Raw genomic sequence first — 19227 nt, 5'->3', positions numbered from 1 at the left:
CAGAAAATCATTTTGAATACACCGGTAACCACTAAGAGACCTATCAGAAATATAATCAAAATAACCCACAGTAATATTTTCATTCCCTTCTCCCGCTCATGTATGTCCTGAATAAGTGTAGCAGTGTATTTATAGTTGGCATGAATGTATTAAATTTAATCATTATTTTTAGGAATAAATTTCCGTGTATTAAGATGTATGACAATTTGCGGATTGCCACGCGTTACTAAAAAAATGAACGACACTGAGCGTAACGTGCGCCTTTATTTTTTTGAGTTTATGGCGTCATGAAACGTTCTCTTATTTTTTCTCTGAGTGCTCCCTTCGTTTTTATTCTGGCAGCCTGTGCGCCTGAACATGCCACGGTATCCCCCATTAAAACGCAAACCGCTGCGGCGTCGGTGAATACGCAGCTCCGTCATACCGACTGGCCGAAAAATGAGTGGTGGAAAGAGTATAACAATCCCGAACTTAACGGCCTTATTGCTAAAGCATTGAGCGATGCGCCTGATATGCAGATTGCCCGTCAGCGCATTACGCTTGCCGAAGCCCAGGCCAAAGCCGTAATGGCAGCCGACGGTCCGCAGATTAATTTTTCGGCCGATGCGGAACGTCAGAAAATGTCCGCCGAAGGGCTGATGGGGCCGTTTGCTTTTACCGACCCGGCTGCAGGCACCACCGGGCCGTGGTACACCAACGGCACCTTTGGCCTGACCGCAGGCTGGGATCTCGATCTTTGGGGAAAAAATCGCGCCCGGGTCGAGTCCCGGATTGGCAAAGTGAATGCGCAAAAAGCGGAGCTGGAACAGACCCGTCAGCTGCTGGCCAGCAGCGTGGCGCGGCTCTACTGGGAGTGGCAAACGCAGGCCGCCTTGGGGGAGGTTCTCGCCCAGATCAAACATGAGCAGGACAATATTATCGGTGCCGATCGCGAGCTGTATCAACACGGCATCACCTCCTCCGTGGAGGGCGTCGAAACGGATATCAACGCCAACAAAACCGAAGCGCAGCTGGCAGAAGTAAACGGGAAGATGAAAGCCGTTGAGGCGCGCCTGGTCGCGCTGACGAACGCCTCTTCCGTGACGCTGACGCGGCACGCCTTGCCGACGGTGGAAGCCTCGTTACCGTCGACGCTCGGCTATGAACTGCTGGCACGTCGTCCGGATCTTCAGGAGGCGCACTGGTATATCGAAGCCTCTATGAGCGAAGTGGAGGCTGCCCGAGCGGCTTTCTACCCTGACGTGAACCTGATGGCATTCTTACAGCAGGATGCCCTGCACCTGAGCGATCTGTTCCGCTCTTCCGCGCAGCAGATGGGCATGACCGCCGGGCTGACGCTGCCGATTTTCGACAGCGGCAGGCTGAACGCCAGCCTGGATATCGCTCAGGCGCAGAATAATCTCTCGGTGGCGAACTACAACAAAGCGGTGGTCGAAGCCGTCAATCAGGTGGCACGCACGGCCAGTGAAGTCGAAACGCTGACGGCGAAGAACAGCCACCAGCAGCAGGTTGAAAAAGATGCGGCACGCGTTGTGGCGCTTGCCCAGGCGCGTTTCAGCGCGGGGATCGTTGCGGGCTCTCGGGTCAGTGAAGCCAGAATACCGGCCCTCAAAGAACATCTCGAAGGATTACTGTTAAAGGGGCAGTATGTCGACGCCACGCTGCAGCTGACCTCGGCGCTGGGCGGTGGCTATCATCATGGCTAAAAAAGGTCATTATCTATACTTACCTCTTTGCAGTTTTTCAGGAGGTGAGTATGACCAGAGTAGCGATTGTGACCGCATCGGATTCCGGGATCGGTAAAACCACGGCGCTGATGCTTGCAGAGCGCGGGTTTGATATTGGCGTCACCTGGCATTCGGATGAAATAGGGGCGCTGGAAACCTGCCGAGAAGTTGAAGCGCAGGGGCAGCGCGCAGAGGCTATCCATCTTGACTTAAGCACACTGCCGGAAGGCGCAGAGGCTATTGAAACGCTGATTGCGCGTTTTGGCCGGCTGGACGTGCTGGTCAATAATGCGGGTGCGATGACCAAAGCGCCATTCCTTGAAATGCCGTTTGACGACTGGCGGAATATTTTCACCGTCGACGTGGACGGCGCGTTTCTCTGTTCACAAATTGCCGCCCGGCAGATGGTGAAGCAGGGGGAAGGGGGGCGAATTGTGAACATTACCTCGGTGCATGAGCACACGCCGCTGCCGGAGGCGAGCGCCTACACGGCGGCAAAACATGCGCTCGGCGGGTTAACCAAATCCATGGCGATGGAGCTGGTTAAGCACAATATTCTGGTGAATGCCGTCGCGCCGGGTGCCATTGCCACGCCGATGAATGACATGGACGACAGCGAAGTGAAGGAAGGCTCAATGCCGGAAATACCGCTGGCAAGGCCGGGCCACACTAAAGAGATTGCCAGCCTGGTGGCGTGGCTTTGCGACAGCGACGCCAGCTATACTACAGGGCAATCGTTTATCGTCGACGGGGGCTTTATGTTGGCGAACCCGCAGTTTAAGCCGGAGGGGTAGTAACCTTTCTCCCTCTCCCACAGGGTTGAGGAATCCCCAGTAATTTTTTTACCTGAAGCGATGAACGTTGCTTCAGCAAAATTAATAGCTTACAGCGACGCCCTGGTCCGGCTGTAAATCGCCGAAGCGTTTCCGTAAGGCCGGGGCGAGGCGCAGGGATGCGCCGAGAGGGCGTGGCCTGCAGGGATGCAGGCTCATGCCCGACCCGATAGCCTGAAGGAATAAGCTGAGGGCACCGCGAAGCGGCGATTTACCGCCGGGAGCCCGGGTCGCCAGGGTGGTGGCGATTGAGCCACCCTGGCACGTTCACCGGTCATGTCGTTTCAGAGTAGCAAGGAACATAAAGTGAACGGAATGACCTCCACAGCCGTATGTTCCCCCTCACCCCAACCCTCTCCCTCAAGGGAGAGGGGGTCGTCCGTGCAGGCATTATTTTGTGGGGAACCCTCAGCCATGAGGGTGAGGGCATCAGGCCGCACTCACTCCTCATCCCGCGTCTTTTCCCGGTGCTTCAGCCACAGTCGAACCCCAATCACCGCCACAACCACAAGAATCAACCACGCCCAGTGCTTCAGGTGCTGGTCGAGATTATGCAGCCATGGCGCAATCACTTCGCCCCCTGCGTAACCGAGCGTCGTAAAGATCAGCGCCCAGGCAACCGCGCCCACAATATTGAGCGGCAGAAAAATTTTTGGCGGCAGATGACTGGCACCAATCAGTATCGGCCCGATAATGCGAAAGCCATACATAAAGCGCGTGCCAATGACGAACAGATATGGATGACGTTGAATGAGCCGCTGAGCGCGGCGGATTTTCTTTTGATGCTTTGCGAAGCGTTTAAGCAGCGTTGGCCCAAAGCGCAGCCCCAGAAAGTAGAGCAGCTGATCGCCAATCATTCCACCCAGCGCGACCGCGGCAACGACCAGCGGGAACTTCAGTAATCCCTGATGTGCGGCGACGCCCCCTAACAGCGTGATGGTTTCACCTTCTGCTACGCTGCCGATGACCAGCGCGGCATATCCATATTGTTCAATGAGTGCGTTAATATCCATTACGTAAATGTTATCTCCCTCAGCGTACCTCGTTTAATCATATACCCCATGAATCAACAGCGGGGAAATCAACGGAAATTCCCCACTGTACATAAAATAATCTAAAGCCTGCATTATACTTAAGTTATCGCTGACGGGCCGACAACAAGGGGGCGCTATGAACCATGTCTGGGGACTTTTCTCCCATCCCGATCGTGAAATGCATGTCATTAAAAGTGAGAACGAAACGGTCTCGCATCATTACACGCACCATGTGCTGCTGATGGCTGCGGTGCCGGTAATATGCACCTTTATCGGAACAACACAAATCGGCTGGAACTTCGGTGACGGCACCGTAGTTCAGCTTTCCTGGTTTACCGGGCTTTATCTGGCCATCGTTTTTTATGGCCTGATGCTGGCGGGTGTGGCGGTTATGGGGCGCGTCATACACTGGATGGCGCGTAACTATCCGCAGCGTCCATCGCTGGCGCACTGTATGGTCTTTGCCGGATATGTCGCGACCCCGCTGTTCTTAAGCGGTATTGTTGCGCTCTATCCACTGGTCTGGCTGTGCGCGCTGATCGGTACCATTGCCCTCTTTTACACCGGGTATCTGCTGTATCTGGGGGTTCCAACCTTCCTGAATATCAATAAAGAAGAAGGCCTGAGTTTTTCCAGTTCAACACTCGCCATTGGGGTGCTGGTGCTGGAGGCGCTACTGGCGCTGACGGTTATTCTTTGGGGTTACGGATACCGTCTCTTCTGAGTTCACTGCATTGCTGGCGTAAATGCCAGCAATGCAGCATCTGTTCACGATTATCCGCTGGCGACAACGCCCGGTGACCGCTATGATGCCGAAGCCAGCCTGTGTTTATCCGTTGATACAGGCGGTGTACGTCATGACGTGCGTGAATAATTATCAGAAGTCTCACCATGCAGAAATTCCGAGTCTCTTTACTTAGCCTGGCGCTGCTGCTGGGCGCGTCCGCTGCCGTGCCGGCCGTCGCCAAAACGCCCGCGGTGAGCGCCGCCGCTGCTCAACCGCAAATTGCGTCCGGCAGCGCGATGATTGTCGATCTCAACACCAATAAGGTGATCTATGCCAGCCATCCTGACCTGGTGCGCCCGATCGCCTCAATTACCAAATTAATGACCGCGATGGTGGTGCTTGATGCACATCTGCCGCTGGACGAAAAGCTGAAAGTGGATATCAGCCACACGCCGGAGATGAAGGGGATCTACTCTCGCGTGCGGCTGAACAGTGAAATCAGCCGTAAAAATATGCTGCTGCTGGCGCTAATGTCGTCTGAAAACCGCGCGGCGGCGAGCCTGGCGCACCACTATCCGGGCGGCTACGACGCCTTTATCCGCGCGATGAACGCAAAAGCCAAAGCGCTGGGGATGAACAATACGCACTACGTTGAACCGACGGGGCTGTCGATCAACAACGTCTCCACGGCGCGCGATCTGACGAAACTGCTGATTGCCAGCAAACAGTATCCGCTGATTGGTCAGCTCAGTACCACCCGTGAAGAGATGGCGACCTTTGCGAACCCGGCCTATACGCTGCCGTTCCGCAATACTAACCATCTGGTTTACCGGGATAACTGGAATATTCAGCTAACGAAAACCGGCTTTACCAACGCGGCAGGACACTGTCTGGTGATGCGCACCGTGTTTAACGGTAAGCCAGTGGCGCTGGTGGTGATGGATGCCTTCGGCAAATATACCCACTTCGCGGACGCGAGCCGCCTGCGTACCTGGATTGAAACCGGAAAAGTGCAGCCTGTACCGGCCGCGGCACTGACGTATAAAAAGCAGAAAGCCGAGCAGATGGCGACGGCGCAGAACGATTAGGTAAAAGCAAAACGGTAACGCATGTTACCGTTTTTTATGTTTTCTCCCTCTCCCTGTGGGGGAGGGGTGTTATGATTTCAATTATTTGAATTTAAATTGATTTTTACCATTCCTTTAAATTAATAGCCCCAAATAAGGCCCCCATATAGAAGTTGTTAACCATGGAGTATAGTTGACCCCGGTTGAGCTGTTACCTCTGATGGTAGAGAGACTGGAACACCCCTGCAACTCAGTTCTCACCCGGGAGATCATTGCTGAGGAGATACACTTATACGGAAGAAGGCAGTATGCCCGGATAGTGTCTGGCAATGATGTCGTTCAGCTTCTCAGTAAGATCCGCTCGTCTGAATACGATGTGCGCTGTGCCCTTCTGAAAATACGTAATCACAAACATCTCATCTTCATAGCGGTTGCTGTGCCGATTAGCATGGATATGATCGCCTAACCGACGGGTCACGTCGGCCCGGTTGTCGGGAACGGGCTTCCCATCAAGAATCATCAGCATACGCTCCAGATCTGCTAACCGATCGCGTTGCCAGCCCCAGTTGAGCCCGAATCCCCACCGGTCGTGTTTCACCAGTCCGTTCACGATGATCTTTTTCCCAAACTTACACGGGCTGTTACTCTTGTAGTCCCAGCTCAGCCCCTTAAACACATTAATCACCCCTCGCTCAAACACCTCGCCTTTGCTATGGTGCAATTGCTTAAACGTGCTCAGGATATTCTCTTCGCTGATAGCCGGAATATCATCCTTTTCCAGACTGTTGTACCACTGGTCACGCGCCTGAGCGTCCATGAGCGCCAGCATTCCCGACTTATTCATCAGGTCTTTCCAGATGCTGCGATCGATATTTCGGGTGATGGCTTTTATCGCTGTTTCTGGTTTTTCCATCAACCAGCAGTCGTAACGGTATTGCCGTACTCCCCATTCATTCGATTTACCTCCGCCGACACTACTTGTCAGGGCAGAGATATCGTCAAGTTGTTGTATCAGCGTTTCAATCTGCACCAGCGCGGTATTACGTCCGGTGACGATGCGTTCAATGCTGGTGGAGCAAATCACGTCGGTGTGGCCGGTTAATACATCGGGTTCAGTTTGCATTTTAAATCTCCATAAACAGAAAAGGCCCGCAACGAATGCGGGCCTGGGGTTGTGCGTCAGTGGGTTAGCGGGATTGCGGGTAAAACAGGGAGCGAAACCATCGATCGATGTAACCGATCGATTTTCGAAAATTGATCTGCAAAATGAATTATCCATCCGTGCAGTCCCTGTGCCAGAATCCCGAAAAAGAAATTAATTAATTGTTTATCAATGAATTTCCTGTCTTGACGAGGGGCGACCGGCTTTTGTCCTGAGAACACGGCAGTGAAATAACGTAGCGGATGATGTGATGAAAAGATGTGCACGCTGTAACCGAAAAAGGTATGTTCTGGACCAGATTTTCGGACTCGATAAAGAATTCTGCGACGAGTGCTTATTTGATACCGAGCAGGAAATCAGGGAAAAACACATTCTCCCCGTCAGGCGTCAGAAAGATGACAGCGAAGGGAAAGCGTAGCCGGTATGAAGCCTGAAATTGATGTCAGCGTCATTATCCCGGCCTTCAATGCGCAGGTCACCATCAGCCACCTGGTGCATAAGCTCCTTAGCGAGCAGACTCTCCGCATGGAGGTGATTGTGGTGGATGACGGCTCCACCGACGCAACATGGACCATACTCAGCGCCCTCACCGATGAGCGTTTGATGCTTATTCATCAGGAAAATCAGGGGGTATATGCCGCACGTAACGCCGCGCTGGCGGTTCACGGCGGTGAATGGGTGGTATTTCTGGATGCGGATGACCAGGTAACCGACGGATTTCTGCACAAACGTCTACAGGCTGCCCGTGAAGCTCGGGCTGATGTCGCCGTGTTCAATGGCTGGCGTGCCGACAGTACCGGTCTACAGCGCTCGCCCGTACACCGCAAACAGCCTTATGGTCAGTCGCTCACCGGTCAGGAGTGGATACGCCACTGCGTGAAACAGCACGAATGGCCGCATTATCTGTGGCTGCAGCTCACCCGTTCGGCGTATATCCGCGAGCATGGCCTGCGGTTCCAGGAAGGCAAAAGCCACAAAGACATTCTCTGGACCATCCACCTCGCTGCCGGAAACGGTCGGTTTTATTTTGCCGACCGCCAGGACTACACCTATATCAGCAACCCCGCGTCAATTACCCACCGTCAGGATTATTACGATATTCGTGCTGCCAGTTATATTGACGTGATTGCTGACATTCTCGCGCTCAGTGCGCAACAGCAGCACCGCGCTACCCGACGAGCCCTGGTCAGACATGCCCTGGTGGAGTGCCGCCATTTTCTCGGACTGTACCGTCGCAAAGTCAGTAACCAGCAAGCGCTGCGTGTCAGCTTTTGCACACGGATAGACTTTCGCCAGCTACTGCCCGGCGTAAGCAGCCTGAGCGATGTCGTTTTCCTACTTAAGCTGGTTCGTAAAATGTTTCCCGTGCCGAAGGCGCAGGATTAACCCGTGGAACTCGCGGAGCCTTCGCCGCAGCAGACGACACCACCCAATTGCCATACCGGGCACCAGGTGATGCTGTCACAGAGACAATGCTAAGGCCAGCCGGTGAAGGCTGGCGCTTATACGGGGTGACGAGTACGGTTCGGTGGCTAATCAATTCTGGACCGTTGCAAAAGCTGCAGATGACGGAGATCGCGAACCTCCTGAAGTGCCTTTTCAATCCACGGCAACAGCGCTGCAGAATCCGTCCTGTCTTCATCGTTGTCGAAGACAATCTCGCTGCCACAATCGATGTTGTCATGCAGCCAGCCGATCATGATCTGTAGTGCGGTTTCAGTGGTTAATTCCTGCATGAGCTTTCCTTATAGTGATTGGATTACCAGTCGAAGGTGTCAAAGCCCGGCAGCACTTCGCCAAAGGCATCGAGGTGAATGATCCCCAGCAGGTAGCGGCGCATAAGGGTGACAATCAACCGGCGACCCGCTTTCGACAGTCCGCGCCGTTTCAGTTGCAGTATCGGAAAAGTCCACGCATCCAGGCGAATGAGATAGCCCGATCCCGTGTAGCCGACCCATTCAGAGTCATCAAAGTCCAGTACCTGTCGTGATAACTGGTGCAATAGATCGTTATCCTCGCGGGTAATATGTGCGGTACTGCATCGAATGCCGTTGTAGCGGGCGCTGACGGGGAGCGGATCCTCCACTACCAGTTTTCCGGGCTCGTCAGCAACGCGAAGCGAATAACCGTTGTCACAGACCACATTGATCAGGTCGGCCAGTTCAATACCGTCAATATCCACAGCGATCCGCCCCGCATTCAGGGCCAGAACGTTAATAGTATCGGCTTCCACTTTGAGGGACAGTTTCATTGCTGCCCCCCGGAAGAGCGTCCACTGATGGCACAAGTCACCGCTTTATAACCGGTACGTTGCATCAGGCAGGTGGCTTTTCTGGCCCGGAGAATATCGATACGGGTGAGAAGCGGCGACTGAGTTTCCGCACTGAAACCACGACGATCGGTGCGCACCAGGTCGTATTTCTCCACAATAAAATTCACCGCGTCGCACAGTGAGATACCGGCGTCGATATGCTCCTGGATCACACCATCGATGCCGAATGGCGTGTCGTTGAGCGTCAGACCGTAGTGACGATCCAGCAAGTGGCTCAGAAGCCGTTGCCAGACCTCCACGGGAGACGGGTGTGTCGGTGCCTCCCACGTTGGGGATAGTAATTGGGTTTGCATAGCGGGATCTCTTTGTTGATGGCTAAAAACGAGGATAGGTAGTAAGAAGGTTTACGTGGTTGTCGCTGGGGTTGGATAAATCGCGATATAGATGTACCCGTGCGAACCGAGGGAGTCGGCGTCGCATGTCAGTCCTTTTGCGTAGAGCGTGACACAGTGCTGATTGCGGGAATTGAGTTCACCGCTGGTGAGCATCAGTTCCAGTTGCTTCAACAGCAGTGGAAATGCCTGGTCCAGATGGCGTAAGTCAGCGTCGCTGAACGTCCCGGTAATACTGGCGCGGTCTGCCAGGTAATGCAGGCGATTGCCCTCCTGCACCAGCCGTGCGCCCAGGCACGGGGTCACGCTGCGTCGCAGACCCCACCAGGGTTCGCTGATATCATGGGGTGCTGCCGGTGTTTGATTCGACAAAGTGGGTTCTCCTTAAAGTTAAGTTAATTCAGGGTAACGCTGCGCAATACGACATACGGGCCGTTGCGGTCCTGGCGGCGCTCCGCGAAGACCGCGAGCACGCCGCTGATATCCTGTACCTCCCGGCCTGCATAGTGGCAGACGCTGCCGCTCCATTTGTACTTTCCGCTACAGAAGCGAAACAATCGAGATTGCGGATGCTGACGGTATATCGCCATCGCCTGACGTTTGCTGATGATTTTCATCGCTATTCTCCTTACAGCCAGCCGCGTTCGGCAAAAGAGACAATATCCATGCCGCCGACCACCAGATGGTCTAGCAGGCGGATATCAACCAGGTCCAGCGCCTGTTTCAGGCGTTCGGTGATCCGTCTGTCTGCGTCGCTGGGTTCAGCGAGACCAGACGGGTGGCTGTGCGCCACGAGAATGGCGGCAGCGTTATGTTTCAGCGCAGCCTTCACCACTTCTCTTGGATGTACCTGCGTATGGTTGATGGTGCCGGTGAACAACGTGTCGTGCGCAATAAGCCGGTGCTGGTTATCGAGAAATAGCGCGGTAAATTCTTCGCGCTCCAGTGTGGCAAGCTGCAGGCGCAGCCAGTCACGGACGGCATGGCTGGAGGTGAATGACGCCCCGGGTTCACGTAACTGTCGCTCCAGCAGGGTCAGCGCCGTCCTGACCGTCTGCTGTTCTGTGGGGGTAAGTTCACAGGCAAACAGCGGGAGTTGTTGTTCCATAATTTTGACCTCAGTCAATGATGTGCATAATGGCGTTACACTCCGCGTGGTTCAGCGCGTAGTCCCGCAGGAGGTAGTAGTGCTCCGTCATGGCATCGCATTCGGTGCGCATGGCGTGGTGGCTGTAAGTCATCAGGCAGACGGCTATCCCGGCAGCTTCGCCGCTGAGCTCACCGCCGTTGCCGTTCAGGGGATTGAACAGCGACCAGAGTTCATCGCTCTCCGTTTCCGGGGTCATAAGCGCGCCGCCGTTGCTGAGGGTGTAAAAATTCCAGATGCCGCCGTGGTAGTCCGTGCAGAAGCGGTCCATCCATGCGAAGACAGTCGGCTCAAGCATTATCCACTGCGGTATGTTGCCAAAATGCTGCGGCCAGAAGCTGATGCGCTGCTCGTCCTGTACGCGGGTGGCGGTCAGCGCTGGCGAAGAACTGGCAGGTTGCGGTGGTAACGGGAGTGTATCGTTAAGGTTAATCGTGTTGGTCATGTTAGTTTTTCCTTGTTTATTTATCGGGTTGGGGATGTCGATTCAGCCGGAGTGACGGACAGGACTGCGCATAGCCATCCTCATCACAGCGTGATGGCCAGTGCCCCTCCGGGAGGCTTAAGCTGCACAGGCTGAGTTCACCGGGACGATAAAGAAGGTGAGAGCACCAGGCGCAGAGGTCGTCGTCAGAGATGGCGCGGCAGCCTAGCTGGTTCGCCAGAGATACCGGATATATTCCGGCCTGGCGGGCGTCCGCAGGAACATACCGCATCAGCTCAGAGCCTGCTGCATCTGTTCCGCCATCACCCAGAGTGCCCGGTTGAGCTTAACGTCGCCGTCTATGCCATTAACCGCGCGGGTGTGGCTGCGTTTGCCTTTGGCAGTACGTCCTGGCAGACCCCCTTTCAGCAGGTTCTCCTGGCAACGGTTGAAAACTGACCACAGGTCGTCCTGACGGTCTTCATGCCGGCGGGGCGTTAATATCTGGGATGCCGTCACCGGCTGGTGATCTTCACCAAAGCGGTATGTCAGTGCCGCTCTGGCAAAAGCCTGTTGTGCCGGAGGCGGGAGTAACAGCGACTGCATGGCATCGCGCTTCTCTTCCACCCGGTCAAATATCCCCAGTACTTCGTAAGCCCCTTCAATGACTTTCTCCACCACATTGCCCTTGTGCGGCACGCGCACCTCGCCAAAACTCTCACCACAAATCAGCCCGTTCTGGCAGACTGCACGAAATAGCCCCGGCAACATCTGGTATGAGCTGGAGCCGTCATGGCTGTTAAGCAGAATGATTTCCGGTACCTGTTTGCCGGTAATCTGGCCTTCGCGGCGCAGGCGCAACATGTGTTTGGTGTGCTCGCGCTTGCTCTGGTCGCGCACTCGGGTCTGGCAGGCGAAGAACGGCTGAAAACCTTCGCGCTGCAGGTTATCGAGCAGGGTGATGGTGGGGATGTAAGCATAACGGTCAGAACGTGAAGCATGCTTGTCTTCCCCGAAGATGCTGGGGACCATCTGCATTAATTCTTCACGGGTTAAGGGACGGTCACGGCGTATCTGGTTAATCCGGCCAAAGCGGCTCGCTAGTCGCATGGGAAAGCTCCTGTTGAAACGGTATAAATGAAGAAGACCACGCTCCGGGAGGCGGCGTGATCTTCAGTAATTGAAAGCGGGAAAAAATCGCCGCAGGTTTTAATGCAGCTTTTCATCTGCTCTGCGTGCGGACATAAAAGCAAAAAGGCCATCCCCGAAAGGGACAGCCTCTGCAGATATGATTGTGTAGAGTAAGTTAAGTACCGCGATTATGACAGTTGCTGTCCCACAGTCAGCAGACCCGCAAGCCAGCCGATACACTGGGGACCTGCAAGCCAGAACAGACGGGCTTTCAGCAGTCCTGTTGCACCACCGGTGGTGTAAATACGGTCAGGCATCAGCCACTGACGCAGAAAAGCGCCAATGGTCATTCCTGCTCCCGGTCCCAGGGTCATCCAGAACAGGTATCCCGCGCCCTGCCAGAAATCACGTATCGCACCGGTATTACTGAACACGTTAAACAGAACGACCACAAGCGCAATAACGAAAGCAATTACAAAATATTTAATAACGAGCGCCATAGTCTTCAGTCCTTGCTTTTGCACTGCTGAGCAGCTTTAAGAAAATTGTCCATGAAGCCGGGTGGCACATAACCGTACTGCCTGTTCATTTTCTTCAGTTCGCCATGGGTGTATTTTGTCTTCAGGTCGTCATAAATACACCCGCAGATGGCGGTGGTACCGCCACCGAATTTGCAGCCGCGAATAAACTCGCGTTCATCCTTGTCACCACAGCCACTGAGAGCAACGGCAGACAGCAGCGTACAGAGCAGTAAAAGCCCGCGTGATGCTGCGCGGGTCGTTTGTCGGTTTGTCATTACGTTATATCCTTATCTGTGAGGCCGGAGGTATCAGAGGCTGTCTGCTTCCGGAATGCCTTCATCCGCCAGCGTATGGCTGATGTTGTTCTCCACCGTGGCCGGGTCGAGCCTGATTTCTGCCAGTAGTTTCCCGGTCTCCGGAATGCCCTTGTAGACATACAGGGAAGCGAATGGCTCTCCGGAATCATCCGAACCGGCCGAGACCTGGTAACTGGTGTCCCCGTTTCTGACGGTGAAGTTCTGAATGCTGATGACCTGATTGTTCGAGTACGCATAACTGGTACTGGCAGTCGGAACAGTGATATTCATCTCTTTGTTTTTCGCACCTGTTTTCCCGAATGAATACGAGACTGACGGCGTGACAATGCAAATCTCCACCTCTTTTTTATGGTTCATGGTCTGCGCGTAAAACACCGGTTTCGCACAGCGCGGGCCATGTGCCTGACGGAGCGCGTCCGTCGTCGCGGCATGCAAAACTGATGTGGCGGTGAATAACACGACTGCACTTATCAGCAGATGCCGGGTAATGGTTTTTACGGTTTTCATTTTCTTCACTCTCCTGCTTCCGGTAACACGACATAGATCTCCCGGCCCCTGCGCTCAATGGTCACAGGCTCCTTAACACCCGTGTTCAGCAACGCCTGCGCCCGCCAGAAACGACCTTTCACTTCTTCCTGCATATCCGCCACACGAATACAGCGCTCGTCATAGCCCTCATCACGCAGGATTTTCGTCACCGTAGCGCAGGCACCCTGTGCCAGATTTTCCACTCCTGAGGCTTTCTTAAACTGATTTACCGCCACGGCTGACAGCACTGAGCACAACAGCCAGACCAGCAGAAATTTCCACGATTTGCCCTGAATCTGGTCACGCTGACGAAGGTAAACAAAATACAGGGGAAACCACAGCCAGGAAGGTGGCGTGATGCCCTGCTTCATCAGGTTTGTCCGGTCCAGCAGTACCCAGACCAGCGCGACGACAAGATAAATGAAAATGGCAATGACCAGAGGAAAGTTCAGGTACAGCACCACCCAGATTGCGGGGAGCACAACGGCCAGGCACCAGGCGCACAGGTCCTGGCGTAGAAATAGATATGATTTCATTGCTGCGTCTCCCGGTTGTTACAGATGCCGGGAAGCCCGGGGGAAAATTGATGCATAAAATATTCCTTTATAAACAGTAGATTAAAGAGAGTTAATGGCAGAGGGTATTTTCATATTCAGCGCAGATCGTACTGGCTAATCAGAGAGCGGGATAATTGTTAATTCAGATCGATATGCGTAAACTGATCGTTGATATCTATCGATTAAACCGATCGATATATTCAAATTTAATAGCCTTTAGCTATCATGCAAGTGGAATTCGATCGTCGAAACAGATCGAAACGGCGGTGAGAAAAAGACACGATAAAATCAGAACAGGAGATGCCAGACGGCGCGGGCAACAGTCAGCAACCGGTGGCGGAGCTGGTGGAGATAGCGAACCAGCATCCCGGAAGTCTTCAGAGTGTTCACCGCTTCATCAAATATCTCCCCGGTCACGCGGACAAATCCCTCACGCGCTGTCTCCCTGACCGTGTCGGTCCGAAGTTCGGGGTGAAGATGTCGGGAAACAGCGCTGCCGCTGTGTACCGGTAACGCCTGTATCAGGGCCTCCACCCAGTGATGCAGGTTGTAGTGCTCTGCAGCAGAGACGGCAACGACCGGGTGGGCGGTGGCGAAAAGGGTTTCGGCTAGTCGGGTTTTGGCCTGCAGGTGATGTTGCTGCTGCTGTGAGGGCCGGTGATTCTGCCCATCCCATTCCCGGCAGGGCTCTATTTTATCTGCCTGGCTGAGGACAAACAGAAAGCGTGCCGGTACTGCTCCGCTGCGGAGTAAGTCGCGGTAACAGCGGATATCCTCGTTCCAGGCTCGTTCATCGGCTTTGAGTACCCAGACAATCAGGTCCAGCCTGCCGGACCACGCCTGATAAAGGCGACGGTAAAGACTGTCCAGCTCCGGAGTTTCGCCAATACCCGGAAAATCTACCAGTGTCAGGTTATGTGTCCCGCGAGTGACCCGATAGCGCTGAACGGTGCGGGTACAGCCTTTGACTGCATCAACCCTGGCGGGAGGTGGACTGAACAGTGTATTGCAGAGGCTGGATTTCCCTGCGCCACTTTTTCCCATCAGTCCGATACAGGGTTCATAACTTATGATACTGCTGAGTTGACGGTGTATCTTTTTTTTCACATCAGCAGGCAGCCTGGAGAGGAGCTGGCTGAATGGCGTTTCTTTCGGAGATTCAGTGTTCATATTTCACCTGTAATAAAAAGAATCTTGTTAACTATCACAGGAGTAATGTAGGGCTGAAGTTATTTACAACTAACTGGGAAAGTTTAACATCTTCTTTGAATACCTTTGTTTTTGAGTTTCATTCATTGCTTTTAATTTTAGACGTTCTTTGTGGAAAGAAACCTCAACCCCCTTGATAAGGACGAGTCCTGGGTTGGTCTTTTCTGGAAATTTCACGGGTAACGTTGACACCGGTATAAAGAATGCACCGGTTTTATCTTTAGCGGATATCTCCGCCACCTTACAAAGCCCTCCGGGTATTCCCTTCCCCGCCTTTGCAATATCTTCATATTTTATATAGCGTATTTTTTCAAAATTGAACTTCCCGTTGTACTTATCCCATAACGCCCTGTTGACGATAATAACCCTGCATGTTGCGGTGAACATTCCTTCGTAAATACCAGATTGAGCAGAGGGGCAACTATAATAACAGGCGATATATGTCTTTAGCACAACCAGAAAGTAGCCTTCGTTTTGTTCCTCACGTTTAAAACTATCTTCTTTAATGACATCTTCATGAATTTTTAAGTCAATCGCTTCCATTAAAGATTTGTGCTTTAACCGCATCAGGGCACTTTCTTTTTCCTGTTGCTGAAATACGTGAGCAAGTCCCGAAAATGTAATGTGACCGCTGACAGTGAATTCACGTGGCGTGGTAAATTCGGGAAAAAGTTGTACTGAGGGGGGTTGACTCTTACCCTCGTTATCAGCCTGATGCTGGCCTTCTCTTTCGTTCGTTACCAGAGAGTAAAGATAATGGGATTCGCTTCTTTTCCCATTGGCCTTCACCGCCTTGCCGAGAAGAAACTCTTTCGTCTCCTCATCTGAATAGTACATCGTTGCCTTAAATTTATATGCCATAAATCCTTATCCCTCTCCTGGTTTCCCTGCGCTTATCTTCTGGTTTGCCTTCCATCTCTGCAACCTGTCCATATCTGATATCGTGTAAAAGAGTACCTTATAATAATATATATATCAAAAGTAATAAGTAACCTATTTAGTGGGTGTTTAAGGTTGCTTGTGATTTTATTTATAAATTCAAAGTGACCTACAATAGTAGGTTACTTTTTATTTTATAGATGAAATACAACAAGTTAAAAATTTTTTATGTCAATCTGCGATTCCTCCCTGTACACCTTTCTGCAAGGTACTGACTCCATTAGCAACCCCATGGATAAGATGTTTCGTTAAAAAAATACTACACCATCAATCTCCACTGCAGCGGTCCATTGTGCACTATGAACTGGGTTCTCATGGCACCAGTCCGGGTAGAAGAGGCGGCGTTTAGGGCTTCACCGACTGACTGGCCCGGTTGACGCGACCCAGCACGTTGCGCATGAAGTGGACACGGCAGCGCTGCCAGCTGGCACAGAACACCTGCTGTATTGCCGCCTTCAGGCCGCTGTGCGAGTCGGAGATAACCAGCTTCACGCCTTCGAGACCACGCTCTTTCAGGCTCAGCAGGAAGGCCAGCCAGAACGCTTTGGCTTCTGACTCGCCGATGCCCATTCCGATGATTTCCCGGCGACCGTCCGAGTTAACCGCGCAGGCGATTATCACTGCCACGCTGACCACCCGGCCGTTCTTGCGGACCTTCACATAGGTCGCGTCCAGCCACAGATAAGGCCATTCGCCCTCCAGCGGTCGTTGCATGAAGGCCTGCACGCGCTCATCGATGCCACGACAGATGGACGACACCTGACTGCGGGAGATGCCGGTCATCCCCATCGACTGGACCAGCGCGTCCACTTTGCGGGTGGATACACCGTTGATCCACGCTTCCTGGATAACCGCGTTGAGGGCCTTCTCAGAGAGCCTTCGGGCCTCGAGGAAGGGCGGGAAGTATGAGCCTTCCCGCAGCTTCGGGATACGCAGGTCCAGTGTGCCCAAACGGGTGTTATACTGACGGTCACGGTAGCCGTTGCGGTAGGTCTCACGCTCATCACTGCGCTCATGAGGCTCTGCATTGATGCGCTGGGTAACATCCGCTTCCATGATGCGGTTGAGCATAAACTCGGTGAGCTCACGCAGAAAATCCTCACCGCCAAGTTGCATCAGGGTATTGCTGAATGTCATGCTGTTGTCAGCCATCGGTTGACTCCTTGTCAATACCGATCGAATAGTGACCCACCCTGCCAAAGTAAAACAGACCCACCCCTGTTAGCGGTTAGCCAGAAATGTCGGCGGTTGCAGACTTCTTCAACTGACCACTTTTTAACTTATCCTTCAGCCTGTAACTTTGCCCGCTAATCTGAACAATGTGGGCATGATGTAGCAAACGATCCAACATCGCTGCTGTGAGCGTCTCGTCATCCCCAAAGGTTCCTGACCACTGTGTAAATGGCAGATTACTGGTCAATATCAGACTGCCTGACTCGTAGCGTCTGGCAACAACCTGGAAGAACAGGTTGGCTTCCTCCTTACCGAACGGCAGGTAGCCAATCTCGTCAATTACCAGCAGTCGTGGCTTGTGAATGATGCGGTTCAGATAGCCTTTAAGTTCACCCTGACGATGGGCGGCAACCAACTGCAACATCATGTCCGCGGCGGTGATAAACCGGGTACTCAGCCCGGCCATGGCACACCGGTACGCGAGAGCAGCGGCAAGATGGCTTTTACCTACACCAGAGGGCCCCAGGAACACGATGTTCTCCTGCCGTTCGATGAATGCCAGACTTGTCAGTTCTTGTATCTGCGCCCGGGGAGCACCGCTGGCGAACTTGAAGTCAAACTGTTCCAGCGTCTTGATCGCTGGCAAACCAGAAAGGCGTAACAGCGTCTGGCGCCGACGCTCATCACGGCTGTCCGCCTCCAGCTTCAGAAGTTGCTCAAGAAAATCCCCGAATGACGCGGTGTCATCTATCGCCTTCTGGGCCAGAGCAGGCCACTCGGATGCAATACGATCGAGGCGAAACTGCTGGCATAGCTCATCAATGCGTTGATGCTGAAGATCACTCATGAACGCTCCTCCAGTAAGGACTGATAAACCGACAGAGGGTGCTGAATACTCTCTACTGGCAGAGCCCGTCGGGGAGCATCGGCCAGTCGGGGAACGGAGAACGGCCCTGGTGCCGGCAATGGCAGCAATGCTGCGAGCTCCTTCTGTAATCGCTGGTCAGGAGGAACCCCGGTCGTACCGTGCTTCCGGGCGTTAGCCGTATGAACAAGCCATGCCCCAACACGGGCGTTGGCGGAGTCAACATCCAGGAGAAGGCCCGACTGCTTGAACGTTGTCGCCAGCGGTACGACAAAACTCTCCTTGAGATAGCGGTTAAAGCGTTCAACTTTACCCTTAGTCTTCGCGCGATAAGGCCGACAAACTCTGGGCGTAAAGCCGTACTTCTCGGCTAAAGCCAGTAGCGTAGGGTTCCAGCGATGAAGCCCCTCGCCATAGACGTCCCGCTCCAGAATAATGGCCTTAGCATTATCAAACAGCAGATGCCGTGGCGTGCCGCCGAAGAAGGCCAGTGCATGTTCAATCCCGTCGCACCATGCAGCGGTATCCTGGTTCGCGTAAAAGCGGACGTAAGTAGCCCGGCTCCAGCCCAGAGTGGCGACTATCGCCAGGAGAGGGCTCGAACCCTGACGAATGATGGTGAAGTCAACCTGCATCTGCTCGCCCGGTTCTGTCTCAAACCGAACCACCGGCTCAGCGGGTTGTTGCTTCAACGGAAATAAATAAGCGGTCAGCATGCTGTAGCCGCCGGAATAGCCTCGTGCGCGGATCTCCTGAAGCATAACGCTGGCGGGTATCCAGTGTGGTCGGGCAGCCTCGACACGTTCGTTGATATAAGCCTTGAACGGATCAAGCTTGCCCGGGCGTGGAGCTCTGGTGGAATAACGGGATGAGGACGCAGCATCTCCCATGCGGATATAACGCCGGATAGTCTGGCGGGAACACCTCAAATGACGGGCAATAGCACGGATAGACATGCCTTGCCGACGAAGAACAGCAATCTCCACTCTTAACTCCAATGTTAGCATCGGCAGCTCGCTTAAAACTGCCAGTTTTACCCATGGTGGGTCCGTTTTACATTGGCATGTGGGTCATTTTTACATCGGTACTAACAACTCCTTAATTAAGATAATGCTTTTGCAACCATTACCTTACCGGATAAGCCGATGGCTCTCACCATCCTGCCGAATTTACACCACGCCCTAAGACTCTACCCACTGACG

The 19227-nt window shown here is 53.4% G+C and carries 24 protein-coding genes and 1 pseudogene; 5 read left to right on the top strand and 20 right to left on the bottom strand.

Annotated features, from left to right (window positions below; translation table 11 throughout):
- Positions 1-287 precede the first annotated feature (287 nt).
- A complete protein-coding gene (gene mdtQ / locus KGP22_RS15030; protein WP_223579932.1) occupies positions 288-1706 on the top strand; it encodes a multidrug resistance outer membrane protein MdtQ in 1419 nt (472 codons plus the stop codon).
- A 50-nt stretch (positions 1707-1756) separates the two neighbouring features.
- Entirely contained in the window at positions 1757-2521 is a 765-nt protein-coding gene (locus KGP22_RS15025) for an SDR family oxidoreductase (protein WP_223579929.1), read from the top strand.
- 479 nt (positions 2522-3000) lie between these two features.
- Here the strand turns inward: KGP22_RS15025 and KGP22_RS15020 are convergent, their stop codons facing one another.
- Positions 3001-3573 (bottom strand): DedA family protein, encoded by a 573-nt coding sequence (locus KGP22_RS15020; protein WP_133294805.1) that lies wholly within the window; start codon positions 3571-3573, stop codon positions 3001-3003.
- 157 nt (positions 3574-3730) lie between these two features.
- On the opposite strand from KGP22_RS15020, the gene KGP22_RS15015 reads away from it, so the two are divergent.
- Together KGP22_RS15015 and pbpG are read left to right on the top strand one after the other, a co-directional pair.
- The gene (locus KGP22_RS15015; protein WP_149366485.1) at positions 3731-4318 is read left to right on the top strand and encodes a Yip1 family protein; all 588 of its coding nucleotides are present in this window, start codon (positions 3731-3733) and stop codon (positions 4316-4318) included.
- A gap of 167 nt (positions 4319-4485) precedes the next feature.
- The gene (gene pbpG / locus KGP22_RS15010; RefSeq protein WP_111965977.1) at positions 4486-5409 is read left to right on the top strand and encodes a D-alanyl-D-alanine endopeptidase; all 924 of its coding nucleotides are present in this window, start codon (positions 4486-4488) and stop codon (positions 5407-5409) included.
- 268 nt (positions 5410-5677) lie between these two features.
- Here pbpG and KGP22_RS15005 read toward each other — a convergent pair whose 3' ends face one another.
- Positions 5678-6511, bottom strand: a complete 834-nt coding sequence (locus KGP22_RS15005) for a DUF4942 domain-containing protein (RefSeq protein ID WP_223579926.1) — start codon at positions 6509-6511, stop codon at positions 5678-5680.
- Positions 6512-6973: 462 nt separating this feature from the next.
- Between KGP22_RS15005 and KGP22_RS15000 the strand changes: the two genes are divergently transcribed.
- Positions 6974-7936: a glycosyltransferase gene (locus KGP22_RS15000; protein WP_223579923.1), complete on the top strand. Its 963-nt coding sequence runs from the start codon at positions 6974-6976 to the stop codon at positions 7934-7936.
- A gap of 146 nt (positions 7937-8082) precedes the next feature.
- Here the strand turns inward: KGP22_RS15000 and KGP22_RS14995 are convergent, their stop codons facing one another.
- The 18 genes and pseudogenes from KGP22_RS14995 to istA form a co-directional block, all read right to left on the bottom strand.
- Positions 8083-8286 carry a hypothetical protein gene (locus tag KGP22_RS14995; RefSeq protein ID WP_223579920.1) on the bottom strand — a complete coding sequence of 68 codons (204 nt, stop codon included), beginning with the start codon at positions 8284-8286 and terminating at the stop codon, positions 8083-8085.
- Between the two features lie 23 nt (positions 8287-8309).
- Positions 8310-8801, bottom strand: coding sequence for a DUF5983 family protein (locus KGP22_RS14990; protein ID WP_223579917.1), 492 nt, complete (start codon positions 8799-8801; stop codon positions 8310-8312).
- Positions 8798-9175, bottom strand: a complete 378-nt coding sequence (locus KGP22_RS14985) for a TA system toxin CbtA family protein (protein ID WP_223579914.1) — start codon at positions 9173-9175, stop codon at positions 8798-8800. Before KGP22_RS14985 ends, KGP22_RS14990 begins: the two co-directional genes overlap by 4 nt.
- 51 nt (positions 9176-9226) lie before the next feature.
- A complete protein-coding gene (locus tag KGP22_RS14980; protein ID WP_282443075.1) occupies positions 9227-9586 on the bottom strand; it encodes a type IV toxin-antitoxin system YeeU family antitoxin in 360 nt (119 codons plus the stop codon).
- 23 nt (positions 9587-9609) lie between these two features.
- Positions 9610-9831, bottom strand: a complete 222-nt coding sequence (locus tag KGP22_RS14975) for a DUF987 domain-containing protein (protein WP_048961313.1) — start codon at positions 9829-9831, stop codon at positions 9610-9612.
- Between the two features lie 11 nt (positions 9832-9842).
- Positions 9843-10322, bottom strand: a complete 480-nt coding sequence (gene radC, locus KGP22_RS14970) for a DNA repair protein RadC (protein WP_223579910.1) — start codon at positions 10320-10322, stop codon at positions 9843-9845.
- A gap of 10 nt (positions 10323-10332) precedes the next feature.
- Entirely contained in the window at positions 10333-10806 is a 474-nt protein-coding gene (locus KGP22_RS14965; protein WP_223579906.1) for an antirestriction protein, read from the bottom strand.
- A gap of 16 nt (positions 10807-10822) precedes the next feature.
- The gene (locus tag KGP22_RS14960) at positions 10823-11077 is read right to left on the bottom strand and encodes a hypothetical protein (protein ID WP_223579903.1); all 255 of its coding nucleotides are present in this window, start codon (positions 11075-11077) and stop codon (positions 10823-10825) included.
- On the bottom strand, positions 11077-11895 hold the full coding sequence (locus tag KGP22_RS14955; RefSeq protein WP_223579900.1) for a DUF932 domain-containing protein: 819 nt from the start codon (positions 11893-11895) through the stop codon (positions 11077-11079). Before KGP22_RS14955 ends, KGP22_RS14960 begins: the two co-directional genes overlap by 1 nt.
- Before the next feature lie 209 nt (positions 11896-12104).
- The gene (locus tag KGP22_RS14950; RefSeq protein WP_223579897.1) at positions 12105-12416 is read right to left on the bottom strand and encodes a hypothetical protein; all 312 of its coding nucleotides are present in this window, start codon (positions 12414-12416) and stop codon (positions 12105-12107) included.
- Positions 12417-12421: 5 nt separating this feature from the next.
- Positions 12422-12712: a hypothetical protein gene (locus tag KGP22_RS14945; RefSeq protein WP_223579894.1), complete on the bottom strand. Its 291-nt coding sequence runs from the start codon at positions 12710-12712 to the stop codon at positions 12422-12424.
- 33 nt (positions 12713-12745) lie between these two features.
- Entirely contained in the window at positions 12746-13261 is a 516-nt protein-coding gene (locus tag KGP22_RS14940) for a hypothetical protein (RefSeq protein ID WP_223579890.1), read from the bottom strand.
- Between the two features lie 5 nt (positions 13262-13266).
- Positions 13267-13818, bottom strand: a complete 552-nt coding sequence (locus KGP22_RS14935; RefSeq protein WP_223579887.1) for a hypothetical protein — start codon at positions 13816-13818, stop codon at positions 13267-13269.
- A gap of 309 nt (positions 13819-14127) precedes the next feature.
- On the bottom strand, positions 14128-15009 hold the full coding sequence (locus KGP22_RS14930) for a GTPase (protein ID WP_223579884.1): 882 nt from the start codon (positions 15007-15009) through the stop codon (positions 14128-14130).
- 69 nt (positions 15010-15078) lie between these two features.
- A complete protein-coding gene (locus KGP22_RS14925) occupies positions 15079-15909 on the bottom strand; it encodes a hypothetical protein (RefSeq protein ID WP_223579880.1) in 831 nt (276 codons plus the stop codon).
- A 432-nt stretch (positions 15910-16341) separates the two neighbouring features.
- A pseudogene (locus tag KGP22_RS14920) lies at positions 16342-17139 on the bottom strand (IS256 family transposase); the annotation flags it as partial.
- Between the two features lie 76 nt (positions 17140-17215).
- A complete protein-coding gene (gene istB / locus KGP22_RS14915; protein WP_223540741.1) occupies positions 17216-18007 on the bottom strand; it encodes an IS21-like element helper ATPase IstB in 792 nt (263 codons plus the stop codon).
- Positions 18004-19032, bottom strand: coding sequence for an IS21 family transposase (gene istA / locus KGP22_RS14910; RefSeq protein ID WP_223579877.1), 1029 nt, complete (start codon positions 19030-19032; stop codon positions 18004-18006). The genes istB and istA overlap by 4 nt, the downstream gene beginning before the upstream one ends.
- Between the last annotated feature and the right edge of the window lie 195 nt (positions 19033-19227).

This window comes from Enterobacter sp. JBIWA005 (assembly GCF_019968805.1).
Taxonomy (GTDB): domain Bacteria; phylum Pseudomonadota; class Gammaproteobacteria; order Enterobacterales; family Enterobacteriaceae; genus Enterobacter; species Enterobacter vonholyi.
Note: the sequence above shows the minus strand (reverse complement) of the source record. Positions and strands in the feature narration are given on the sequence as shown.

What these genes read in the sequence shown, in the direction of transcription:
- KGP22_RS14965 (WP_223579906.1), bottom strand. Translation starts at nt 10,806, where the DNA reads ATGACCAACACGATTAACCTTAACGATACACTCCCGTTACCACCGCAA.
- KGP22_RS14950 (WP_223579897.1), bottom strand. Translation starts at nt 12,416, where the DNA reads ATGGCGCTCGTTATTAAATATTTTGTAATTGCTTTCGTTATTGCGCTT.
- KGP22_RS14990 (WP_223579917.1), bottom strand. Translation starts at nt 8,801, where the DNA reads ATGAAACTGTCCCTCAAAGTGGAAGCCGATACTATTAACGTTCTGGCC.
- KGP22_RS15015 (WP_149366485.1), top strand. Translation starts at nt 3,731, where the DNA reads ATGAACCATGTCTGGGGACTTTTCTCCCATCCCGATCGTGAAATGCAT.
- pbpG (WP_111965977.1), top strand. Translation starts at nt 4,486, where the DNA reads ATGCAGAAATTCCGAGTCTCTTTACTTAGCCTGGCGCTGCTGCTGGGC.
- KGP22_RS14925 (WP_223579880.1), bottom strand. Translation starts at nt 15,909, where the DNA reads ATGGCATATAAATTTAAGGCAACGATGTACTATTCAGATGAGGAGACG.
- KGP22_RS15000 (WP_223579923.1), top strand. Translation starts at nt 6,974, where the DNA reads ATGAAGCCTGAAATTGATGTCAGCGTCATTATCCCGGCCTTCAATGCG.
- KGP22_RS14955 (WP_223579900.1), bottom strand. Translation starts at nt 11,895, where the DNA reads ATGCGACTAGCGAGCCGCTTTGGCCGGATTAACCAGATACGCCGTGAC.
- KGP22_RS15005 (WP_223579926.1), bottom strand. Translation starts at nt 6,511, where the DNA reads ATGCAAACTGAACCCGATGTATTAACCGGCCACACCGACGTGATTTGC.
- mdtQ (WP_223579932.1), top strand. Translation starts at nt 288, where the DNA reads ATGAAACGTTCTCTTATTTTTTCTCTGAGTGCTCCCTTCGTTTTTATT.
- istA (WP_223579877.1), bottom strand. Translation starts at nt 19,032, where the DNA reads ATGCTAACATTGGAGTTAAGAGTGGAGATTGCTGTTCTTCGTCGGCAA.
- KGP22_RS15025 (WP_223579929.1), top strand. Translation starts at nt 1,757, where the DNA reads ATGACCAGAGTAGCGATTGTGACCGCATCGGATTCCGGGATCGGTAAA.
- radC (WP_223579910.1), bottom strand. Translation starts at nt 10,322, where the DNA reads ATGGAACAACAACTCCCGCTGTTTGCCTGTGAACTTACCCCCACAGAA.
- KGP22_RS14945 (WP_223579894.1), bottom strand. Translation starts at nt 12,712, where the DNA reads ATGACAAACCGACAAACGACCCGCGCAGCATCACGCGGGCTTTTACTG.
- KGP22_RS14985 (WP_223579914.1), bottom strand. Translation starts at nt 9,175, where the DNA reads ATGCAAACCCAATTACTATCCCCAACGTGGGAGGCACCGACACACCCG.
- KGP22_RS14975 (WP_048961313.1), bottom strand. Translation starts at nt 9,831, where the DNA reads ATGAAAATCATCAGCAAACGTCAGGCGATGGCGATATACCGTCAGCAT.
- KGP22_RS14940 (WP_223579890.1), bottom strand. Translation starts at nt 13,261, where the DNA reads ATGAAAACCGTAAAAACCATTACCCGGCATCTGCTGATAAGTGCAGTC.
- KGP22_RS14930 (WP_223579884.1), bottom strand. Translation starts at nt 15,009, where the DNA reads ATGAACACTGAATCTCCGAAAGAAACGCCATTCAGCCAGCTCCTCTCC.
- KGP22_RS14960 (WP_223579903.1), bottom strand. Translation starts at nt 11,077, where the DNA reads ATGCGGTATGTTCCTGCGGACGCCCGCCAGGCCGGAATATATCCGGTA.
- KGP22_RS14995 (WP_223579920.1), bottom strand. Translation starts at nt 8,286, where the DNA reads ATGCAGGAATTAACCACTGAAACCGCACTACAGATCATGATCGGCTGG.
- KGP22_RS14935 (WP_223579887.1), bottom strand. Translation starts at nt 13,818, where the DNA reads ATGAAATCATATCTATTTCTACGCCAGGACCTGTGCGCCTGGTGCCTG.
- istB (WP_223540741.1), bottom strand. Translation starts at nt 18,007, where the DNA reads ATGAGTGATCTTCAGCATCAACGCATTGATGAGCTATGCCAGCAGTTT.
- KGP22_RS15020 (WP_133294805.1), bottom strand. Translation starts at nt 3,573, where the DNA reads ATGGATATTAACGCACTCATTGAACAATATGGATATGCCGCGCTGGTC.